This is a genomic window from Sphingomonas sp. CCH10-B3 (genome assembly GCF_001556185.1).
Lineage (GTDB): Bacteria > Pseudomonadota > Alphaproteobacteria > Sphingomonadales > Sphingomonadaceae > Sphingomonas > Sphingomonas aquatica.
On the sequence record NZ_LSIJ01000046.1, the window covers coordinates 1 to 20,399 of the forward strand.

Annotated in this window: 16 protein-coding genes and 1 tRNA gene; 8 read left to right on the forward strand and 9 right to left on the reverse strand. The window is 64.7% G+C overall.

The window, feature by feature from the left end; translation table 11 throughout:
• The 6 genes from trpA to AX672_RS08095 form a co-directional block, all read right to left on the reverse strand.
• Nucleotides 1-422 (reverse strand): tryptophan synthase subunit alpha (gene trpA, locus AX672_RS08075; protein WP_168727390.1); only part of this gene is annotated, 422 nt, incomplete at its 3' end.
• Nucleotides 415-636: a DUF6980 family protein gene (locus AX672_RS19265; protein WP_082730447.1), complete on the reverse strand. Its 222-nt coding sequence runs from the start codon at nucleotides 634-636 to the stop codon at nucleotides 415-417. The genes AX672_RS19265 and trpA, both read right to left, overlap by 8 nt.
• Before the next feature lie 184 nt (nucleotides 637-820).
• Nucleotides 821-2,050, reverse strand: coding sequence for a tryptophan synthase subunit beta (trpB, locus tag AX672_RS08080; RefSeq protein WP_066650644.1), 1,230 nt, complete (start codon nucleotides 2,048-2,050; stop codon nucleotides 821-823).
• Entirely contained in the window at nucleotides 2,047-2,685 is a 639-nt protein-coding gene (locus AX672_RS08085; RefSeq protein WP_066650645.1) for a phosphoribosylanthranilate isomerase, read from the reverse strand. The genes trpB and AX672_RS08085 overlap by 4 nt, the downstream gene beginning before the upstream one ends.
• A gap of 38 nt (nucleotides 2,686-2,723) precedes the next feature.
• A complete protein-coding gene (locus tag AX672_RS08090; RefSeq protein WP_066650646.1) occupies nucleotides 2,724-3,320 on the reverse strand; it encodes a methyltransferase family protein in 597 nt (198 codons plus the stop codon).
• Between the two features lie 52 nt (nucleotides 3,321-3,372).
• Complete coding sequence (locus AX672_RS08095) at nucleotides 3,373-5,064, reverse strand: M1 family metallopeptidase (RefSeq protein ID WP_066650685.1); 1,692 nt, start codon at nucleotides 5,062-5,064, stop codon at nucleotides 3,373-3,375.
• Nucleotides 5,065-5,170: 106 nt separating this feature from the next.
• Here AX672_RS08095 and lon point away from each other — a divergent pair, with 106 nt between their 5' ends.
• From lon to AX672_RS08120, 5 genes are all read left to right on the forward strand, one after another.
• Nucleotides 5,171-7,585: an endopeptidase La gene (gene lon, locus AX672_RS08100; protein ID WP_066650647.1), complete on the forward strand. Its 2,415-nt coding sequence runs from the start codon at nucleotides 5,171-5,173 to the stop codon at nucleotides 7,583-7,585.
• A gap of 147 nt (nucleotides 7,586-7,732) precedes the next feature.
• Complete coding sequence (locus AX672_RS08105; protein WP_066650648.1) at nucleotides 7,733-8,005, forward strand: HU family DNA-binding protein; 273 nt, start codon at nucleotides 7,733-7,735, stop codon at nucleotides 8,003-8,005.
• A 103-nt stretch (nucleotides 8,006-8,108) separates the two neighbouring features.
• Nucleotides 8,109-8,183: transfer RNA gene (locus AX672_RS08110), tRNA-Val, on the forward strand.
• A gap of 135 nt (nucleotides 8,184-8,318) precedes the next feature.
• Nucleotides 8,319-8,834, forward strand: a complete 516-nt coding sequence (locus AX672_RS19030; protein ID WP_231731215.1) for a hypothetical protein — start codon at nucleotides 8,319-8,321, stop codon at nucleotides 8,832-8,834.
• Between the two features lie 43 nt (nucleotides 8,835-8,877).
• The gene (locus AX672_RS08120; RefSeq protein WP_082730449.1) at nucleotides 8,878-10,161 is read left to right on the forward strand and encodes a metal-dependent hydrolase family protein; all 1,284 of its coding nucleotides are present in this window, start codon (nucleotides 8,878-8,880) and stop codon (nucleotides 10,159-10,161) included.
• 51 nt (nucleotides 10,162-10,212) lie between these two features.
• On the opposite strand, the gene AX672_RS08125 is transcribed toward AX672_RS08120, so the two are convergent.
• The 3 genes from AX672_RS08125 to AX672_RS08135 all read right to left on the reverse strand — a co-directional run bounded on the left by AX672_RS08125 (nucleotide 10,213) and on the right by AX672_RS08135 (nucleotide 15,643).
• Nucleotides 10,213-12,951, reverse strand: coding sequence for a TonB-dependent receptor domain-containing protein (locus tag AX672_RS08125; protein WP_066650651.1), 2,739 nt, complete (start codon nucleotides 12,949-12,951; stop codon nucleotides 10,213-10,215).
• A gap of 82 nt (nucleotides 12,952-13,033) precedes the next feature.
• Nucleotides 13,034-14,719, reverse strand: a complete 1,686-nt coding sequence (locus AX672_RS08130; RefSeq protein WP_231731217.1) for a hypothetical protein — start codon at nucleotides 14,717-14,719, stop codon at nucleotides 13,034-13,036.
• A 249-nt stretch (nucleotides 14,720-14,968) separates the two neighbouring features.
• On the reverse strand, nucleotides 14,969-15,643 hold the full coding sequence (locus AX672_RS08135; RefSeq protein WP_066650652.1) for a prolyl hydroxylase family protein: 675 nt from the start codon (nucleotides 15,641-15,643) through the stop codon (nucleotides 14,969-14,971).
• Between the two features lie 138 nt (nucleotides 15,644-15,781).
• Between AX672_RS08135 and AX672_RS08140 the strand changes: the two genes are divergently transcribed.
• From AX672_RS08140 to AX672_RS08150, 3 genes are all read left to right on the forward strand, one after another.
• Nucleotides 15,782-16,636, forward strand: a complete 855-nt coding sequence (locus AX672_RS08140) for a type II secretion system protein N (protein WP_066650653.1) — start codon at nucleotides 15,782-15,784, stop codon at nucleotides 16,634-16,636.
• Nucleotides 16,633-18,846 carry a type II secretion system secretin GspD gene (gspD, locus tag AX672_RS08145; protein WP_066650654.1) on the forward strand — a complete coding sequence of 738 codons (2,214 nt, stop codon included), beginning with the start codon at nucleotides 16,633-16,635 and terminating at the stop codon, nucleotides 18,844-18,846. Before AX672_RS08140 ends, gspD begins: the two co-directional genes overlap by 4 nt.
• A gap of 77 nt (nucleotides 18,847-18,923) precedes the next feature.
• On the forward strand, nucleotides 18,924-20,396 hold the full coding sequence (locus tag AX672_RS08150) for a GspE/PulE family protein (protein WP_066650687.1): 1,473 nt from the start codon (nucleotides 18,924-18,926) through the stop codon (nucleotides 20,394-20,396).
• Nucleotides 20,397-20,399: the final 3 nt, after the last annotated feature.

Sequence of the window (20,399 nt, forward strand, 5' to 3'; positions counted from 1 at the left end):
ATGTCGGCGGCGCGCAAAGCGGCGGCGAGTTCGTCTTCCTCGGGCGGCAAATCGACGCAGATCACGCCGTCGACGCCCGCTGCCGCGCAGGCGCTCGCGAACCACTCAGGGCCACGCCGCAGCATCGGGTTGGCATAGCCCATCAGCACGAGCGGGATGCTTGGGTGGCGCGTCCGGAAGTCAGCAGCGATCTGGAGGATGTCGGCAGTGGTCGTCCCTGCGGCAAGGCTGCGGAGGTTCGCCGCCTGGATTGCGGGGCCATCGGCCATCGGATCGGTGAACGGCATGCCGAGCTCGATCACATCGGCGCCGCCCTCGACGAGCGCGTCGAGGATGGCGGGCGTAGGGCCGTCGCCCGCCGTCACGAATGTGACGAGCGCAGCGCGATCGGCGGGGAAGGCGGCGGCGAGGCGGCTAGTCATTGGCAACTTCACTTTGCTGCGGGAGTTTTGCTCCGCACCAGGGACAAAATGCGATCGCAATGACCGAGCTCCCACCGTCGTGGACGATCAGCCCATAGGTGTCGCTTTGGGGCCAATAATCGACCAAGCAATCCGGACACTCTCGTCGGTCAGGATGTTGATCGCAGTTATTCTCAACATTCAACCGCATCATGTCACAGCAATGGGTCGTCATATCGCCGTCCCCAGCGCTTCGGCGACGGTGAAGATGTCCTTGTCGCCGCGTCGATAACCAATCCTTGCGTCACCCTGAACTTGGTTCAGGGTCCATTTCGCCGCCTGCGACGACAGCCATTGTGGCGCGGTGGATGCTGAAACGAGTTCAGCATGACGGTGGGGTGTAGGGGGAAGGGCGCGCGTCAAATGGCCGTTCCCAGCGCTTCCGCCACGGTGAAGATGTCCTTGTCGCCGCGGCCGCAGAGATTGGCGAGGATGATCTGGTCCTGGCGCATCGTCGGGGCGATCTTGGCGACGGCAGCGATGGCATGCGAAGGCTCGAGCGCGGGGATGATGCCTTCGGTGCGGCAGAGCAGCTGGAACGCATCGAGCGCTTCGCCATCGGTTGCGCTCGCATAATCAACGCGGCCGATGTCTCGCAGCCAGGCGTGTTCCGGACCGATCCCCGGGTAATCGAGCCCCGCCGAGATCGAATGCGCCTCGGTGATCTGGCCGTCTTCGTCCTGGAGCAGATAGGTCTTGTTGCCGTGGAGCACGCCGGGGGAGCCGCCCACGAGCGACGCGGCATGTTGCTTGTCGAGACCGTGGCCGGCGGCTTCGACGCCCAGCATCTTCACTTCCGGGTCGTCGAGGAAGGGGTGGAACAGCCCGATCGCGTTCGATCCGCCGCCGATCGCTGCGACCAGCAGGTCGGGCAGGCGACCGACCCGCGCCAGCATCTGCGCGCGGGCTTCCCGGCCGATGACGCTCTGGAAATCGCGGACCAGCTCGGGATAGGGATGGGGGCCCGCCGCCGTCCCGATAATGTAGAAGGTATCATGGACGTTCGCGACCCAGTCGCGCAGCCCTTCGTTCATTGCGTCTTTCAGCGTTGCCGCGCCGCTCGTGACGGGGTGGACCTCGGCACCGAGCAGCTTCATCCGGAACACATTGGGCTGCTGCCGCTCGATGTCGCGCGCGCCCATGTAGATGACGCAGGGCAGCCCGAACCGCGCGCAGACGGTGGCGGTGGCGACGCCGTGCTGGCCCGCGCCGGTCTCGGCGATGATCCGCGTCTTGCCCATGCGGATCGCGAGCAGGATCTGGCCGATGCAATTGTTGATCTTGTGCGCGCCGGTGTGATTGAGTTCGTCGCGCTTGAACCAGACCTGCGCGCCCATGCCTTCGGGCGCATCCTTGCGCAGTTCTTCGGTCAGCCGCTCGGCAAAATAGAGCGGGCTCGGGCGGCCGACATAATGTTCGAGCAGATCGTCGAACTGCGCGTGGAACGCCGGATCGGCCTTGGCGCGCTTATACTCGGCCTCAAGTTCCAGCACGAGCGGCATCAGCGTTTCGGCGACATAGCGGCCGCCGAACTGGCCGAAATGGCCGCGATCATCAGGCTGGGCCCGGAAGGAATTTGGTGCGTTCATAAGTGCGACAAGGCTTTAAGGAACGCGGCGATCTTGTCCACATCCTTGATGCCGGGTGCCGTCTCCAGCCCCGAGGAGGCGTCGACCAGCTCGGCGCCGGTGATCCGCACAGCTTCGGCGACATTGTCCGCCGTCAGCCCGCCCGACAGCGCCCAGGGCAGCGAGTGGCAATGATCGCGCAGCAGCGTCCAGTCGAAGCGCACGCCCATCCCACCCGGGAGCAGCGCGCCATCGGGCGTCTTCGCGTCATAGAGAATGCGATCGGTAGCACTCAAATAGTTGGCGGCTGCATTCAGGTCGCTGCGTTCGCGGACGGCAACCGCACTCCAGATGTCGAGCCCGGTTCGCGCCTTCAGCCGCGCCGTGCGGCCGGGCGCGGTCTTGTGAAGCTGCAGCGCTGTCAGCGCCCCCGCCGCGATCGCCCGATCGACAAGCTCGTCGTCGGGATCGACGAAGACGCCCACGCGCCCGACATGGCCGGGCACGCGCGGCGCCAGCGCCGATGCACGCTCAAAGCTGAGATGACGCGGCGAGGGGGCATAGAACATGAAACCGATGTGGCTCACGCCGCCCGCAATCGCGGCATCGATGGTTTCGGGCGTGGAAAGGCCGCAGATTTTGGCACGGACGGGCATCGCCGCGATGTAGTCGCCGTTGCCTGCCCCGTCACCTGCTAGATGATGCCGGGCACGAAACGCGCCACCCGCCGCGCATAGGCATCATAAGCAGCGCCAAACTGCGCGCGCAGTACCTTCTCCTCGCTCGCGACGCGCATCCAGGTTGCAAAGGCATAGACGGGGAAGGCGACAACCAGATTGGCCGCACGGCCATAGGCAATCGCCATCGCCACCATGAACATCGCCAGCGCGACATAGATGGGATTGCGCACCAAGGCGAACGGGCCGGTAGTGACAAGCGTCGCATCCTCGCGCGTACGGGCAACCAGCGCCCAGTTGCGGCCCATCGTCCGCGACGACCGGTCGAACAGGCCCGCCGCGCCAAGCATCAGTGCAAGCACGACTGCGCCTTGGCTGAATGCCAGTGGCGCATCAGGCGCGATGTCGATCCGGACTGGGCCGGCACCTGCCAGGCCAATACCCACGGCTTGCAACGCGATCCAGATAATCGAACGCCGGTCCCGCTGCCCATCGCCGACCTTGGGTGCCTGTCGCCCGCGTTGCCACGCAGCGAACAGTGCGCCGAAGAACAGCAGCCCACCGATACCGAAAGCGATCAGACCGGGGAGGCCGACGGGATAACGCATGAACATCGGGGGGACCTCACGGCTGTATTCTGCGCCTCAAGCATCAGGCCGACAAGCGTCAGCGTCGCGCTTGCCGCTGCCAAGCCTGCATTTCCTCAACCGCAACCGATCGCTTCAGGATGCGTGCAGCCGGATCGAGCACGATGTGTGCGCTTTCGGGCGCCTCAATCTCACCCGCGCCACCGGGCATGTCGACACGAACGATACGGTCGTCGATCTGCACTTCGACCGGCATCGGGAAGGGGATCGGATTTTTCCAGGCGAGCGCGAGCCGGTCGCCGCGCCGGGTCGCGACCAGTTCGGGCAGCGCGGCCTGTCGCAGATAGGTGTCGAAAAACCAGCGCAGGTCGCGCCCGCTTTCCTCGGCGACAATGCGCTCGAACTCGGCGGTCGAGCCATAGCGCGGCGTGAAATTGCCCGGGCGCGGGTCGGGGCGACCATAGACCAGCCGCCGAACGCTATCGTAAAAGGCCTTGTCGCCGATCAGCCAGCGCAGCGTGTGCAGGGTCCACGCGCCTTTGTAGTAAATGTCGCTAGCCGGGCCGCCCTTGGCACTTTCGTACACTTCTTCCTCGGTCAGCACGCGACCGGAGACGAGCGGCGCGCCATTCTCGATCCGGTTGCGCTGCGCGTCGAGCATCGTCGCATAGCGGGCCTCGCCTTCGCGCCAGCGCCCGTACAGCGGCTGCATATATTGGCCAAAGCCCTCGTGCAGCCAGTAATCGTCCCAATTGGCGGCGGTCATCTGGTTGCCGAACCATTCGTGGCTCAGCTCGTGGTGAAACAGCCAGTCGAAGCCTTCGGCTGCCTTGGCATAACGATTGCCATAGGCGTTGATCGTCTGGTGCTCCATCCCGAGATGCGGCGTCTCGACCACGCCGAGTTTCTCATCACCGAAGGGGTAGGGGCCGATCACGCGTTCGAAGAAATCGAGCGTGGGAGCGAATTCGGCAAACAGACCCTCGGCCTTTGCCTTTTCGTCGGGCAGATACCAGTAAGACATCGGGATGGTGTTGCCGAAGCGGCTCTTGTAACTACCCGAAATCGCCTCGTAGGGGCCGATGTTGAGCGCGATTGCATAGCTGTTGGGGTGCTTGACGCGCCAATGCCACGTCGAGCGGCCACCCGGCAGCCGATCGGTGCCGATCAGCACGCCGTTCGATGGCGCCGAAAGTCCCTTGGGCACCGTGATGTGAAGATCGACGCGCCCCGGCTCGCCGGTCGGGAAATCGAGACAAGGCCAGAACAAGTCGCAGCCATATCCCTCCGCCGTCGAGGCGATCCATGGTTTGCCGTCCTTGGTCTTGGACCAGACGAAGCCGTCATCCCAAGGCGCATTGACCGCGACATGCGGGGTGCCGCCATAGCGGATTTCGGCGGTGAACCGATCACCCGCCGCCACCGCGCGCGGCAGCGTGATCGCGAGCTTGCCTTCGGGATTGCGCCAGGCGGCGGGTGCGAGCGTTGTGCCGTCGATGCGGATGCGCTCGACCGGCAGGTTGCGATCGAGGTCGAGCAAGAGCCGGGCGAGCGGCGCCCGCGCCGTGAAGACAAGGGTAGCGGTCGCGGCGATGCCTTGCCGCTCTGGGAAGACTTCGATCGCGAGGTCGGCGCTGTCGAAGCTCAGCGCCGCCTGTTCGGGGTCGACCGGACCGCCCGACCTTTGTGTCTGCGCGGTCAGCGGCGGCTGGCCCTTTTCGGGTGCAGGTGCGCCTGCGAGCAGCAGCGGCGAGAGCGCGGCGACCGCCAAGCTGGCGCACCAATTGCCGCGCTGACCCAAACAGCGATTGATGGCGCAAGCAAGCTTCCCATATAAAGCGGGATTGGTGCCGCGATCGGGCGCCGCCGGAGACTCCATGAACACCATTTTCCCCGTCCTGCCTTTGCGCGACATCGTTGTTTTTCCGCATATGATCGTGCCGTTGTTCGTCGGGCGCGACAAGTCGGTTGCCGCGCTGGAATCGGCGATGAGCGACACCAAGGAGATTTTTCTCGTCGCGCAGCTCGATCCGAGCGAGGACGATCCCGAGCGTGATGATCTCTACGACATCGGTGTTACGGCAACGGTGCTGCAGCTTCTGAAGCTGCCCGATGGCACCGTCCGCGTGCTGGTGGAAGGCAAGCAGCGCGCGCGACTGACCGCGCTTCAGAGCCGCGATGGCCATCTGCTCGCCGAAGTCGAGGTGCTCGCCGGCGACGCAGGCACCGATGATCTCGAGACGCAGAGCCGCGAAGTCACCGCGCTGGTACGGTCGGTGATCGACCAGTTCGAAAGCTATGCCAAGCTCAACCGCAAGCTCCCGGCCGAAACCGCCGTGCAGCTCAGCGAGATCGAGGAACCCTCGCGGCTCGCCGATTCGGTCGCCGCCAATATCCAGGTCAAGGTCGCCGACAAGCAGGCGCTGCTGATGGAGGAAGACCCCCGCAAGCGGCTGGAAATGGTGCTGGCCTTCATGGAAGGCGAACTCGGCGTGCTGCAGGTCGAAAAGAAGATCCGCAGCCGCGTGAAGCGCCAGATGGAGAAGACCCAGCGCGAATATTACCTCAACGAACAGCTGAAGGCGATCCAGCGCGAACTCGGTAACGAGGGCGAGGAAGGCGAGGGCGACGAAATCGCCGAGCTGACCCAGAAGATCGCGACGCTCAAGCTGTCGAAGGAAGCGCGCAGCAAGGCGACGGCCGAGCTCAAGAAGCTCAAGACGATGGCGCCGATGTCGGCCGAAGCGACCGTCGTGCGCAATTACCTCGACGTGCTGCTCGGGCTGCCCTGGGGCAAGAAGTCCAAGCTCAAGAAGGACATCGCCGCCGCGCAGGCCGTGCTCGACGAGGACCATTATGCGCTCGAAAAGGTCAAGGACCGGATCGTCGAATATCTGGCGGTGCAGGCGCGCACCAACAAGCTGAAGGGGCCGATCCTGTGCCTCGTCGGCCCGCCCGGCGTCGGCAAGACCAGTCTCGGCAAGTCGATCGCCAAGGCGACCGGCCGCGAATTCGTGCGCCAGTCGCTCGGCGGCGTGCGCGACGAGGCCGAAATCCGCGGCCACCGGCGAACGTACATCGGCTCGCTGCCGGGCAAGATCGTCACCAATCTGCGCAAGGCCGGGAGCAGCAATCCGTTGTTCCTGCTCGACGAAATCGACAAGCTCGGCCAGGATTTCCGCGGCGATCCGGCATCGGCGCTGCTCGAGGTGCTCGATCCGGAACAGAACAACAAGTTCCAAGACCATTATCTGGAGATCGACGTCGACCTGTCCGACGTGATGTTCGTCACCACCGCGAACACGCTGAACCTGCCGCAGCCGTTGCTTGACCGCATGGAGATCATCCGCCTCGAAGGCTATACCGAGGATGAGAAGGTCGAGATCGCCAAGAAGCACCTGCTGCCCAAGCAGATCGAGGCGCATGGCCTGAAGGACGAGGAATTCCACTTCTCGGACGAGGCGCTGCGCGACCTGATCCGCTATTACACGCGCGAAGCCGGGGTGCGCACGCTCGAGCGCGAAATCGCCAAGGTCGCGCGCAAGGCACTGCGGCGCATTCTCGAAGGCAAGGACACGCGCGTTGTCGTCGCGCCCGACAATCTGTCGGAATTCTCGGGCGTGCAGAAGTACCGCTTCGGCATGAGCGAGGAAGAGCATCAGATCGGCGCGGTGACCGGGCTGGCCTGGACCGAGGTCGGCGGCGAACTGCTGACGATCGAAAGCGTCACTGTGTCGGGCAAGGGCGGGATCAAGACCACTGGCAAGCTCGGCGACGTGATGAAGGAATCGGTCGAGGCGGCGATGAGCTTCGTCAAGGCGCGGGCGCCGTCCTATGGCATCAAGCCCAGCTTGTTCGCGCGCAAGGACATCCACATCCACTTGCCCGAAGGCGCGGTGCCGAAGGACGGGCCGTCGGCGGGCATCGGGCTGGTGACGTCGATCGTCTCGACGCTGACCGGTGTGCCGGTGCGTCGCGATGTCGCGATGACCGGCGAAGTAACGCTGCGCGGGCGCGTGTTGCCGATCGGGGGCTTGAAGGAAAAGCTGCTGGCGGCGCTGCGCGGCGGGATCACGACCGTGTTGATCCCCGAGGAAAACCGCAAGGACCTGACCGAAATCCCGGCCAATATCCGCGAAGGATTGGAGATCATTCCGATCCGTCACGTCGACGAGGCGCTGCGCCTCGCGCTCACCGAGCCGCTGACAGCGATCGATTGGAGCGAAGCCGATGAGCTTGCCGCCTTGCCGCCAACCGGGGTGCCGCCGGTCAGCGCCGAGGTGCATCACTAGGTATTTGGCGGTTTTTTTCGACCGCGCGGGAGAAATGTGACGGATTTGTTTTGACAGTCCAAGGCTGAATCGCGTTACTACGCCTCCGGCTACGGTCGCGACTCAAGCGAATAACAGTCGTCATAATCGTTAAGGGGGTCCCCAGGGATGAATAAGCAGGAATTGATCGGGGAGGTCGCCGACGCGTCGGGCCTCAGCAAGGGCGATGCAAGCAAGGCCGTCGAGGCCGTGTTCGGCGCCATTTCGGCCGCGCTGACGAAGGGCGACGAAGTGCGCCTCGTCGGCTTCGGCACCTTCTCGGTGAGCAAGCGCAAGGCATCGACCGGTCGCAACCCGCGCACCGGCGAGCCGATGACGATCAAGGCTTCCTCGCAGCCCAAGTTCAAGGCGGGCAAGGTGCTGAAGGACGCCGTCAACTAAGCGTCAGGCCGCACGGGGCTGGACAAGCGACGCGCGGCTGTTAAAGGAATCACAAGCGGGCGGCGGGTAACTGTCGCCCGATTTGTTTCCCGAACCATGTTTCGGGCGCGTAGCTCAGTGGTAGAGCACTGTGTTCACACCGCAGGGGTCGCAAGTTCAATCCTTGCCGCGCCCACCATCGATCAGGCCCCGGACATTGCTCCGGGGCCTTTTTCGTTGCACTTACTCTGAAATCGAGGGTTGGGCTTGCATGGTTGATCGGGGCTTGCGGCTGGGGCAAGGGGAGCGTCTCCATCAGCAAGCGAGGTTTTGCGTGCGACCGATCCTTTTCCTTCTGCTCATGGGACTTGCTGCCTGCGCGCCGCAAGAAGGCGACGGCAACGATGCTGCTGCGGCGTCCAGCAATCTAGCACAGCCAGCGCCGGGGCAGCGTGGCGACGAACCCGCCGATTCAGCAAGCGCAAAGGCCGCGCGCGAGACGGTCGAGCGCTATTTCGCGGCGATCGAGAAGAAGGACTATGCCGCCGCCTATCGGCTGTGGGGCAACGACGGCAAAGACAGCGGCGGTTCGGTCGACGCCTTCGCCGTGACTTTTGCGCCTTATTCGAAGTTCGAGCCCGAAGCCGGTGCACCAAGCGAAATTCGGGCGCGCGGGGGTGTGCAGTACATCATCGTTGCGGCGCGCGCGCATGTCGAAAACCGCAAGACTCGCAAGACAGCCGAGCGCAAGGGCAGTGTCGCGCTGCGCCGCTCGACCGATCCGAACGATCCCGTCGAGCATAAGCGCGATTGGCGGATCTGGAGCGTCGATTTGCGCGCGTCGAACTGATTATGACGGTGGTGCTGCCGCGATCACCATGGGAGCGAAGGGGATGATCCGGCGACGCGATTTGCTGGCGATGCTGTCGGGCGGGCTCGCCATGACGATGCCCGCGCTCGGCTGGGCCGCAACCCCGCGACGATCGCTGCTGCTGGTGCCCGATGCGGTCTTCGACGGCCGTGATGGTCTCCGCCACGCCGGTTGGCGCGTGCTTGTCCGCGGTGAGACGATCGTGGCCGTCGGCCCCGAGGTCACGGCGCCCGCGGATGCCGAGACGATCGTGCTGCCCGGGGCGACGTTGATGCCCGGATTGATTGACGCGCACGTCCATCTGTTTCTGCATCCCTATAACGAAGCGCCTTGGAATGATCAGGTTCTGAAGGAGCCGCTCGCGCTGCGCACGGTGCGGGCAGCCGCCAATGGACGTGCGACACTGATCGCCGGCTTTACGACCGTGCGCGATCTCGGCACCGAAGGTGCGGGCTATGCCGATGTCGGGCTGAAGGCAGCAATCGCTCAAGGAATCGTGCCCGGCCCGCGCATGTTGGTGGCGACGCGCGCCTTGGTCGCCAGCGGCAGCTATGGACCAAAGGGGTTCGACCCCGGGTTCGACGTACCGCAGGGCGCCGAGGAAGCTGACGGTCCGTCCCTCGTGGCCGCAGCGCGGCGCCAGATTGGTCGCGGCGCCGATGTCGTGAAGCTCTACGCTGATTATCGCTGGGGTCCGGGCGAACCGAGCCGGCCGACCTTCTCCGCTGAGGAAATCCGCGCGGTCGTGGAGGCAGCCCATGCTGCCGGTCGTAAGGTGGCGGCACATGCCAGCAGTGTCGAAGGGATGCGGCGGGCAGTGCTTGCCGGGGTCGATACGATCGAGCACGGCGATGGCGGCACCGCTGAAATCTTTGCGATGATGAAGGCGCGCGGCGTGGCCCTATGTCCCACGCTTGCAGCGGGTGACGCGATCGAGCGCTATCGCGGCTGGAATGGCGAGTCGCCCGAGCCGGCGTCGATCGTGGCGAAGCGGGCAAGCTTTGCGGCTGCCCGGGCTTCCGGCGTGACGCTGTGCGTCGGCGGCGATACGGGCGTGTTCAGCCATGGCGCCAATGCCCGCGAGCTCGAACTGATGGTGGCATGGGGCATGGCGCCTGCCGATGTGTTGGTCGCGGCGACGTCCGGCAATGCGGCGGTGCTGGGAGTGAATGATCGGCTCGGCGTGATCAGGCCGACGATGGTTGCCGATCTCGTTGCAGTGCACGGCGATCCTACGCGCGACATTGGCGCGATCCGAACCGTTGATCTGGTGATGAAGGGCGGCGAGATCGTCCACCGCCGCTGAAGATTGGGCCAGTGCGCCGCCGGACCGCAAGGATCCGGCGGCGACGGACGATCAGAAGTTCACGCTCAGCCCGAGCGTGGCGGTTGTGCCGAGATTGTAAAGGTTGTAGAAGATCCGGTTCGGGCCGCTTTCCTGGAATTCCTGGAAACGCGTACCGGTGATGTTGCGGACTTCGAGCTTCAGCTCGGTATTGACGCCGCCGATCTTGACCCCCTGACGCGCGACGAAATCGAGGCGGAAGCCAGGATATTCGTAGATGTCAGGCTGGCCCGAACCGCCGCGAATGGTTGCCCAGCGGCTGGCGTAGTTCAGCAGGAACGTCTGCTGCGACAGGCTGCTCTGATCCTCGAAACCAATCTCAAGGTTGGCGAGATGGTCCGACTGCCCGGTCAGCGGCACGCCATTGCGGAACAGCTGGTTGGCAAGAGTGATGCCCGAAAGGCCGAACACGCGGGCCGGATCATTGGCACCGACTTCGATCGAGGATTGCGAGAAGGTGTAATTGGCAATCACCACTGCGCGGCGCGACGACCAGAACTTGCCATCCCCGAAAATATTGTCGAGCTTGAAGTATTTCTGCGCTTCGATTTCGGCACCATAGAGCGTTGCGCGCGGTGCGTTGGCAAAGCTTGTCGTGACGGCGTTGTCGCTGAAGCTGGCGAAGGTTTCGATCGGATTTTCGATCCGCTTATAGAAACCCGCGACCGTCAGACGCTGGTCGCGCGCAAAATACCATTCCCAGCGCGCTTCCGCATTATAGAGCTGGGTATCGACCAGGAACGGATTGCCGCGATACTGGCGGTTATCATCCGGATCGAAATAGTTCTGGAAGATGAGTTCGCGGAACTGCGGGCGCGCGACCGTCTTTGCGCCGCTGATGCGGAACTGCATCTCGGGGTTGAGCTTGAAGGTGAGCGTGATCGCCGGCAGGAAATAATCCCGGTTGAGCGAGGTCCGAGCCAGCGAGACCGACGGCGTATTGAATACCTGGATCGCATCGACGCGCTGCTGGGCCGTTTCGAAACGCACACCGGTATCGAGGTTGAGGCGATCGTTGATGTCCCATTGCAGGCGTGCATAGCCGGCATGGACGACGAGGCTGGCGCCGAACACCGGATTGCCTTCGTTGGTATCGACCAGCGAAATGCCAAAGGCACGGATAACCGATGGCTGGAGCAGCAGATCGGGCCGGAAAAGTCCGACTTCAGGCGGGAAGTTGCCGCCTGCGGTGAACAGGAATTCGCGCCGTTCGGTCCGGCGGAACGTATCCTGATAGGCATAGCCCAGCGTCGCGGTGATTTCCGGCGTGAACTTGTAGGACAAGTCGAAGCCGCCTGAATACAGCGTTTCGCGCAGATTCGAGAACGCGGTCGAGGCCGTGCCGCGCGTGCCGTTGTTCAGCTGGTTGACGAAATACGGCCCCAGCGGATCCGACGCTGCGTTGCTGCGGAAATATTCGAAGCTGAGCTCATTGGGGGCTTCGCGCCGCGAATTGGCATAGGCTGCACGCACATCGAGCCGGAGCTGATCGGTCAGCCGGAACTCGCCCACAAGCTGCGTATCGATCAACTGACGCTCGAACCACGCAGTGTCCTGCTGCTGGAGCGTTGCGGTGACCGAGGTCGTGGTGCGGGTACCCTGTCCAAGGCGCGCCTGCTTAAGCGTGTCGCGGATGTAGACCGTCGTCCAGCGCACCTTATTGGGACCGAAATCATAGGTGAGGCCGACGAGACCATCGACGACGAGACGATTGTCGGTGATGACGCGCTGGAAGTCGAGTTCGCGCCGCGACAGATCGAGCGAGGCGGCCGTCTGCTGCGTCGTCGAGCGCGTGCGCCACTTGTTGCTATAGCCAAAAGTCGCGATCAGGCCGAGCGTGTCGTCGCCGATGTCCCACGACTTGCCGCCTTCGAGCGTCAGCGACCAATTCGGCGGCAGCGCGGTGTTCCGCTGCAGGATTGCATTGCTGCCGGTGACAAGTTGCGACGCAATCGCCTGGGTATTGACGGTGCCCTGGCTGATGCGCTGGCCGCTGGCGAGGTAGCTGGCGAGCGCCGGCGGAATGTCACGAGCCCCGTTGTCGAAGCCGGTCCAGTCACTGGAGCTGCCGAAATAGGTGTAGCCGAGCTGGCCGGTGGTCACCGAGTCGGCGCCAATGCTGGCGCTGACCGTGAGGAACGGCTGCTTGGGTGCGGTTTTGGTCGTCAGGTTGATGACGCCGCCGCCATATTCGCCGGGGAAGTTGACCGAATAGCTCTTCTGAACCAGCGTCGAACCGATGATGCTGGTCGGAAAAATGTCGAGCGGGACGACGCGGCGCAGCGGTTCGGGGCTGGGCAGCGGCGAGCCGTTGAGCAGTGCCAGCGAATAGCGATCACCAAGGCCACGGACATAAACGAAGCCGTTGCCGACGACGCTGAGGCCGGTCACGCGGGCGAGGGCGCCGGCGATGTCGCCTTCACCGGTGCGCGCGATATCGGCGCTGGAAAGGATCGACAGCGACTGGGTGCTGGTCTTGGCGATGTTCGATGACCCGCGGCGCGCAGTCACGACCACTTCGGTGCCGCCGGGAACCGAGACTTCGGGTGCCTCTTCCTGCGGTACTTCGCCTGCCGTGGGATCAACTGGCGCCGCCGGATCGGTCGGTGCCGTCTGATCGCTCGTGGTCTGGGGAGGTGCCGACGGCGTCGGAGCGGACGGGGCCGGAGCCGACTGGGCGCGGGCGACCGAAGGGGCCACCAATGCGGTTGAAATTAGCAACAGGCTCGCAAGCTCGAACGGCCTCGACATCGTCTACCCCCTTGTTCAAATCCGAATGGGGCGGGGCGCTGCCAACAGGCGACGCCCCGCCCCCAAGTCTTCAGTCCCGCGATCAGAACGTCGGGAGCGAGGTGCAGAGGCCCGTGTTGCCGGTGCCGAGGTTCAGCGTGCTGCTGTTGCAGGTCCACTGAGTGTACCAGGTGTCGGCCGCGTTGCGGACGGCACCCGCGTAGGTGACGGCGTCGAAGAAGGCAGGCTGGCCGCCCAGCCCACCGGTGCCCGACGGGATGCCCGACGCGGCGTGGAGGTTGCTGGGGTTGAAGGCCGGAACCGCCGATTCGGTCGTGCCGTTGATGAACGTGCTGGTGAAGCTCGGCGTGTAGGTCGCGCTGTTGCCAGCGAAGCCCGCACCGAAGGCGTCCGACACCTGCTGATTGGTCACGCCGTTGACGCCGAGGAACGGAGCAGCACCGCACTGCATCTGCACCGAACGGAACACGGGCGCGCCCAGTTCGTCGATTGCAGCGCTGACCGCCTGCTGGATCGTCTGCGGGCGGCTGATGCTCAGGCACGACGGCGAGTTGGGCGCGACAACGAAGCCGTTGAGCAGCGTGTAGTCAGTGCCGCCGCGCAGCAGAATGGCGGTACGACCAGACTGGTTGTTCACGCGGTGCAGGAAAGTGAAGTTCGACAGAATGACGTTCTGGCGCGGCGTGTTGCCGTCCACAGCGTTGTCCGAGTCCGCTTCGATGATCGTGTCGGTGCCGCGCGAATCGCTGCCGGCGCGCTGGGCGACCAGCACATACTGGAAGTTGCCCTTCAGGCCCGTGTCGGTGTCGAGGTTGTCGTCTTCGGCGCCGACCGAGATGAAGTAGCGCAGATTGACGCGACCACCGAAGAATTCGGCGCCGTCGTCCGAGCTGTTGAACGACATGATGTTGTTGAGGACCGTGCCGCTGCCGACGCCACCGGTGGTGAGCGACTGAAGCTCGTTGTTGCCCGACAGGATGAAGCCCGAATAGCGGATCTGGACGAAGCTCATCCGGCCGCTGCTTTCGGTGTTGTTCGCGCCGCCATAAACGGCCGGGTCGATCGCGCCTTCGGTCTGGCGTTCGCACCCGGTGGTGCCGGGGGTGGCTGCCGATGCGGCGCAGTCAGTGATCTGGGCGCGGCCGAGCAGCACGACGCCGCCCCACTGGCCGGTCGACGCGTCGGTGTTCAGACCCTGAACGTTGTCGCGGCTGGTGAAGATGATCGGCTGGGTCGCCGTACCGACGGCCTGGATCGAGTTACCACGATTGACGGCGAGCCACGAAACACCGGTGCCAGCGAAAAGGATGACGCCGGGTTCGATCGTCAGGACGACGTTGGTAGTGCCGGTGGTGGTCGCACCGCGATCGGTGCCGACGTCGACGCGACCGTTCATCTGATACAGCACGCCGGCCAGACGCGGCAGCGTCACGTTCGCCGTGATGACCGACGGCAGGGTGCAGACGCGGTACGTGCCGGTCGGGCCGCTGATCGTGCCGCCGTCGGTGAGCAGCGTGCCTGGGCTGGCGGTGTTCGAAATCGTCGGGCAACCGGCAGCCGGGGTCACCAGGGCAACGGTCGGCGTCGGGGTGGGGGTCGGCGTCGGCGTGGGCGACGGCGCGGGGGTCGTGGTGTTGTTGGTGGTGTTGTTGTTGATCGTGACGTTGCCGCCGGTGCCCGGCGAAGCAATGTCGTTGGCACCGCAGCCGCTCAGCGCAACGAGCGAGGTTGTCGCAATGAGCATGCGACGGAAGTTGGAATTCATCATTTCCCTGTCTCCAGCGTGTTTTCTGACCGACTTATGGTCGTTGCCACGACGATGCCGCCGCGAGTCGGATCGCCCCCTCGCGCCTTCGTCCGGGGCTGCTGTAGAAACGCTAAGTTACACGCGGATAGGATATTGATGACAGTTAAGGGTCATTAAAATGACTAAAATGTTTCAGTGGGCAACGCTTCGATCGCTGGTGCGCGGTAGGTCAATCGCGCGCGCCGCTGGGCGGGGGTGCCGGGCGCCGCGCTACCCCCAGCGGCGCATCCTGAACCATTTGGTGAGCACATATTTGGTGCCCGAGCGCACCTTCATGCCATGGTGAATGGTCGAAGGGTTGCCGCTGCCGTCGGGGCGGAGATTATTCCACATCAGCAGCTTGCCGGTTTCGGGCTGAACCAGCTTGTCGATCGCCTTGAAGCGCGTGGCGCCGCCCGCGCCGGGTTCGTTCAGATAAATCATCGCGGTCCAGGTTCGCTGGCCCGCGACACTGCAAAAGCGGTCGAAATCGATTCCTTGCGGATCGAAGTAATCGGTGTGCGCCTTGAATTCCTGCCCGACGTCATAGCGTTGCCCCTGCAGCGGCTCACCATGCGCCTGATCGAGGTGCATGAAATCGGCGATCCGGCTGTTGATGAGCTGCGACAACGGCTCTTCGAACCGGAAATCACAAGTCTCGCTGGTGCGAAAGGCAGCGTCGCCGTTGAAGTCCGACACGGTCGACGGGCGGCGCTCGGCGTCGATCCGCGTGATCAGCTCGGCGCAAAGCGCCGCGTCGATGAAGCCACGCTTTAGGAACAGTGTCAGCTTTGGACTTGGCACCTTCTGCACGCCGGGCTGGGCGGAGACATGCGCAATGACCGGTTCGGCGGGAAATCCCGAACCCGGCGGAGGGAGCGCGAGCGAAGAAGCGGAGCTGGCCATAGGCAATGAATCTGCCAAAGCTGCGCACCGATCGCCAGCCCCTTCGCGTGGCTGCGCACGTGCCGCAAAAGCTTCACATAAAAGACATCTAATCGTAACACGGCTTCCCTAGCAGGGCCCTGGCGGGAGTTCTTCGACATGCAGCTAGAAATCGATGCGCGTGTGCGCCGCCTGCTGCGGCTGGTTCCGCTGACGCGCGTCTACAGCGTCGTCGAACTCGTGCTGATGGCGCTGCTGGCATGGCAGGGAGCGCGGCTGGTCTGGACGCTGGTGACGCCGGTCGATCCGGTCGGCTCCTGGCGGCTGCCAGCGCCAAGCGCGGGAGCCGGTGCGGGCGAAATGCTGCACGGCTTCGATCCCTTTTTTCGGCTCGATGCCGCAGCGCCTGCGCAGGCGCAGGCCGATGTGGTCACAAGCCTGCAGCTGACGCTTTTCGGCACCCGGATCAACGAAGCGACCGGGCGCGGCGGCGCCATTATCGCCGGCCCCGACGGCGAACAGAAAAGCTATGCCGTAGGCGAGGAAGTCCAGCCGGGTGTAACGCTGAAGGAGGTCGCGTTCGACCACGTCGTGCTCACCCGCAGCGGGCGCGACGAGACTCTCTACCTCGACCAGTCGGGCCGGACCGGGTCGCCCGATGCAATGCCCGGACCGGGCGCGCAGCCGGGCGCAACGGGCGCCCCCGGGTCACCACCCGCCGACGGCGCAGGCGTGACATTGGCGCAGGTCCGCTCGGACGTTGGTTTCATTCCGCGCATCGACGGCGGCAAGGTGACCGGGCTGGTCGTCCGGCCGCAGGGATCGGGCGCGACATTCAGAAAAATCGGATTGAAAGAGGGGGATATCGTGACTCAGATCGGGGGACGTCCCGTCACCGGGCCGGGCGACATCGAAGCATTGTCAGGCCAATTCGCCAAGGGCGGCAGCATCTCGATCACGGTCGAGCGCGGGGCCGAAGTGCTGCCGCTCGTGATCACGGTCAGCGGCCAGTGAAGCGCCTTGCTCCCCGCGTCGCCGCGCTGATCGCGCTCGCGGTCGCCGCGCCGGTGGTCGCGCAGACCACGCTCAACGTGCGTGATGCCGACATTCGCGCCTTTATCGGTGACGCGGCGAAAGTCACGGGTCGCACCTTCATCATCGACAGCCGCGTGCAGGGCAAAGTGACGGTCGTGACCGACCGCGCGCTGTCGCGGTCCGAATATTTCGAGATTTTCCTGTCGACCCTGCGCGCCAACGGGCTGGTTGCGGTGCCGACCGCCAACGGCGCCTTCCGCATCCAGCCGATCGACGGTGCCGCGGCGCAGCCGAACCGGGTCGGCGGCAGCGCGACCGCGAACCGCAACAGCTATGTCACCGAGATCATCCGGCTGCGCGCGATTGATGCGACCAGCGCGCTCGACACGATTCGGCCGCTGATCAGCCCGCAGGGGTCGCTGAGCGCCAACCGTGCCGGCAATGCCATTGTGATCGTCGATTTCGCCGACAATGTTCGTCGCATCCGTGAAGTGCTGTCGCGCATCGACGCCGATAGCGCCTCGACGCGGATCGTCGCCCTGAAAAATGCCGGCGCGCGCGAGATTGCGACGGCGCTGACGGCGCTTGCAGGAAATGGCCAGGCCGGCGGCGGCGTGCAGGGCGTGTCGGTGGTCGCGGTCAACAGCTCGAACGCAGTGGCGCTGCGCGGCGATGCCGCCACCGTCGCCCGCCTTGCCGAAGTCGCCGCCGATCTCGACCGCCGGGCCTCGGCGGGCACCGAGATCAAGGTCGTGTTCCTGCAGAATGCCGATGCCGAGCAATTGCTACCGGTGCTGCAGGAACTCGTCGGCCAGCAACCGACCCAGGCGCCGCAGCAGACCCAGCTGTCCCAGCAGACATCGGCGTTCGGCGGCAATAATCAGGGCAGTGCCAACGCGCGCAACATCGTGCCGCCGCAGAATGCCGCGCCAATATCCTCGGGCAGCGGCGTCAATCCTAATGCCCAGCCGGCGATCGTGGCCGAAGGTGGCCGGACGGCCGCCGTCGTCACGCGCTTTTCCGGCGCGAATGCGATCGTGATCGCGGGGCCTGCCGAGGTGCAGCGCCAGCTTTCCGAAGTGATCCGCCAGCTCGATACGCGCCGCGAGCAAGTGCTGGTCGAAGCGATTGTCGCCGAAGTGTCGGACGCAACCGCCAACCGGCTCGGTGTGCAGCTGCTGCTCGGCAGTCTGGGCGGCAATGTGCCGATCGTCTCGTCGAGCTTTTCGAACACAGCCCCCAATCTGCTGACCATTGCCGGTGCCGTCGCCGCGCGTCAGCTGAATACTGCGACCACGACAATCAACGGCAACACGACGACGACGACCACCAACAGCGCGGTCAGCGACCAGCTAGCGCAATCGGCAATCAGCTCGATCCTGGGGACGACGGGCGGGCTCGGCGGCTTCGGCACCACGATCGGCAAGGACGGCGTGTTTGCGGGCATCATCAATGCCGTGAAGAGTGATTCGACGTCGAACCTGCTTCAGGCGCCCAATGTCACCACGCTCGACAACCAGCCTGCGCGTATTCTGGTCGGTCAAGAAATCCCGATCACCACCGGGCAGGCGCTGAGCAACAACTTCGACAATGCCTTCCGCACCGTCCAGCGCGAGAATGTCGGCATCCAGCTCGAAGTGCGGCCGCAGGTGAATTCGAGCGGCACGATCAAGCTGTTCCTTCGCCAGCAGGTAAGCTCGATTTCGGGGCCGGTTTCGAGCGACAACAGCGACCTCATCCTCAACAAGCGCGAAGTCGAAACGACGATGACGGTCGACGACGGGCAGATCGCCGTGATCGGTGGGCTGCTGTCGGACGAGGAGCGCAACACGATCGAGAAAATCCCGCTGCTCGGCGATATTCCGGCGCTCGGCCAGTTGTTCCGGTCGAAGGCGAAGCAGCGCAACAAGACCAATCTGATGATCTTCATCCGCCCGACCATCCTGCGCACGGCGGAGGATTCGCGGCGGGTTACCGAACAGCGTTACGGCTATCTGCGTCTCCAGCAGGGGCTGCAGAACCCCAACGCCGAGCCCAGCATCGACCAGCTCGTGCGTGACTATATGGGCGCCGAGCCGCCGCTGCCGGCGGCGCCCAAGGCGGGCAGTATCGAAGATCCGCGGATTGCCGTGCCAATGATGCCGAGCGCGACCGACCCGCTGTCGCGCAAGAATGGAGCTCCCAAGTGACACTGCGGCCGGGAACTGCATCAGACGCGCAAGGGCCGGTGATCTCGCTTGCCGACGCGGCTGCCGTCAGCGAGCCGATGGTCGGCATTCCCTATGCCTTTGCCCGCCGCTTCGGGGTGGTGCTCGAACCCGGCGCGGCCGGGCATTTCTCGGTCGCCTTGCGCGAAGGTGCCGACCCCAAGGTGCTGCTCGAACTGCGCCGTCATCTCGCGCGGCCGTTCGACGTCACTTTCGCAAGTCCGGAGGATTTCGACCGGATGCTCTCCGATCGCTATGCGATGGACGGGCAGGCAGCCGCAGCAGCAGCGGGCTCCCTCGGGCTGGGCGACGAGCTCGATCTGCTTGCCGGCAATCTGCCGACAGCGGAGGATCTGCTCGACACCGCCGACGATGCGCCGGCGATCCGGCTAATCAACGGCATCATCGCCGATGCCGCGCGCAACGGCGTGTCGGACATCCATATCGAGCCCTATGAAAGCGGCCTCGTCGTGCGTATGCGAATCGACGGCGTGCTGCGCGAGACGCTGCGGATGCCGCCGCATGTCGCGCCCGTCGTCGTCAGCCGCATCAAGGTGATGGCGCGCCTCGACATCGCCGAACGTCGCGTGCCGCAGGACGGGCGCATGGGGCTGTCGCTCGGCGGCAAGCTGCTCGACGTGCGCGTGTCGACCTTGCCGAGCCGCGCAGGCGAACGCGTGGTGCTGCGTATCCTCGACAAGGACAATGCCGGCATCAATCTCGACGTGCTCGGCATGAGCCCGGCGATCAACACGATGCTGCGCACCGCCATTTCGGAGCCGAACGGCATCGTGCTGGTGACCGGGCCGACCGGCAGCGGCAAGACGACGACGCTCTATGCGGCGCTACGGCTGCTGAATGATGGCACGCGCAATATCCTGACGGTCGAGGACCCGGTCGAATATGCGATCGACGGGGTGGGACAAACGCAGGTTAACCCCAAGGTAGGGCTGACCTTTGCTGCCGGGCTGCGCGCGATCCTGCGCCAGGATCCCGATGTCGTGATGGTCGGCGAAATCCGCGACCGCGAGACGGCGGAAATCGCCGTGCAGGCGTCGCTGACCGGCCACCTCGTGCTGTCGACGGTCCACACCAACGACGCGATTGGTGCGATCACCCGCATGCGCGACATGAAGGTCGAACCGTTCCTGCTCGCCTCCACCTTGCGCGGCGTGATCGCGCAGCGGCTGGTCCGGCGGCTGTGTCCGTCGTGCCGGCGGCCAGTGCAGGCGCAAGGCTCGGTGTCTTCGCTGCTCGGCTTCGATCCGGGGGCGATCGTCTATGAACCGGTCGGCTGCGACGAGTGCGGCGGCACCGGCTTCAAGGGTCGAATTGGCGTGTTCGAGGCGATCCGCATCGACGAGACGATCCGCCGCCTGATCAACGACGGCGGCGACGAAGCGATCATCGCCCGCCACGCCTTCATCAACGCGCCCAATCTGGGATCGGCGGCGCGGCAGATGGTCCGCGACGGCCTGACCACGCCCGAGGAAGCCGTGCGCGTGTCGCGCAGCGACATGGCCGAGGCGTAAGCA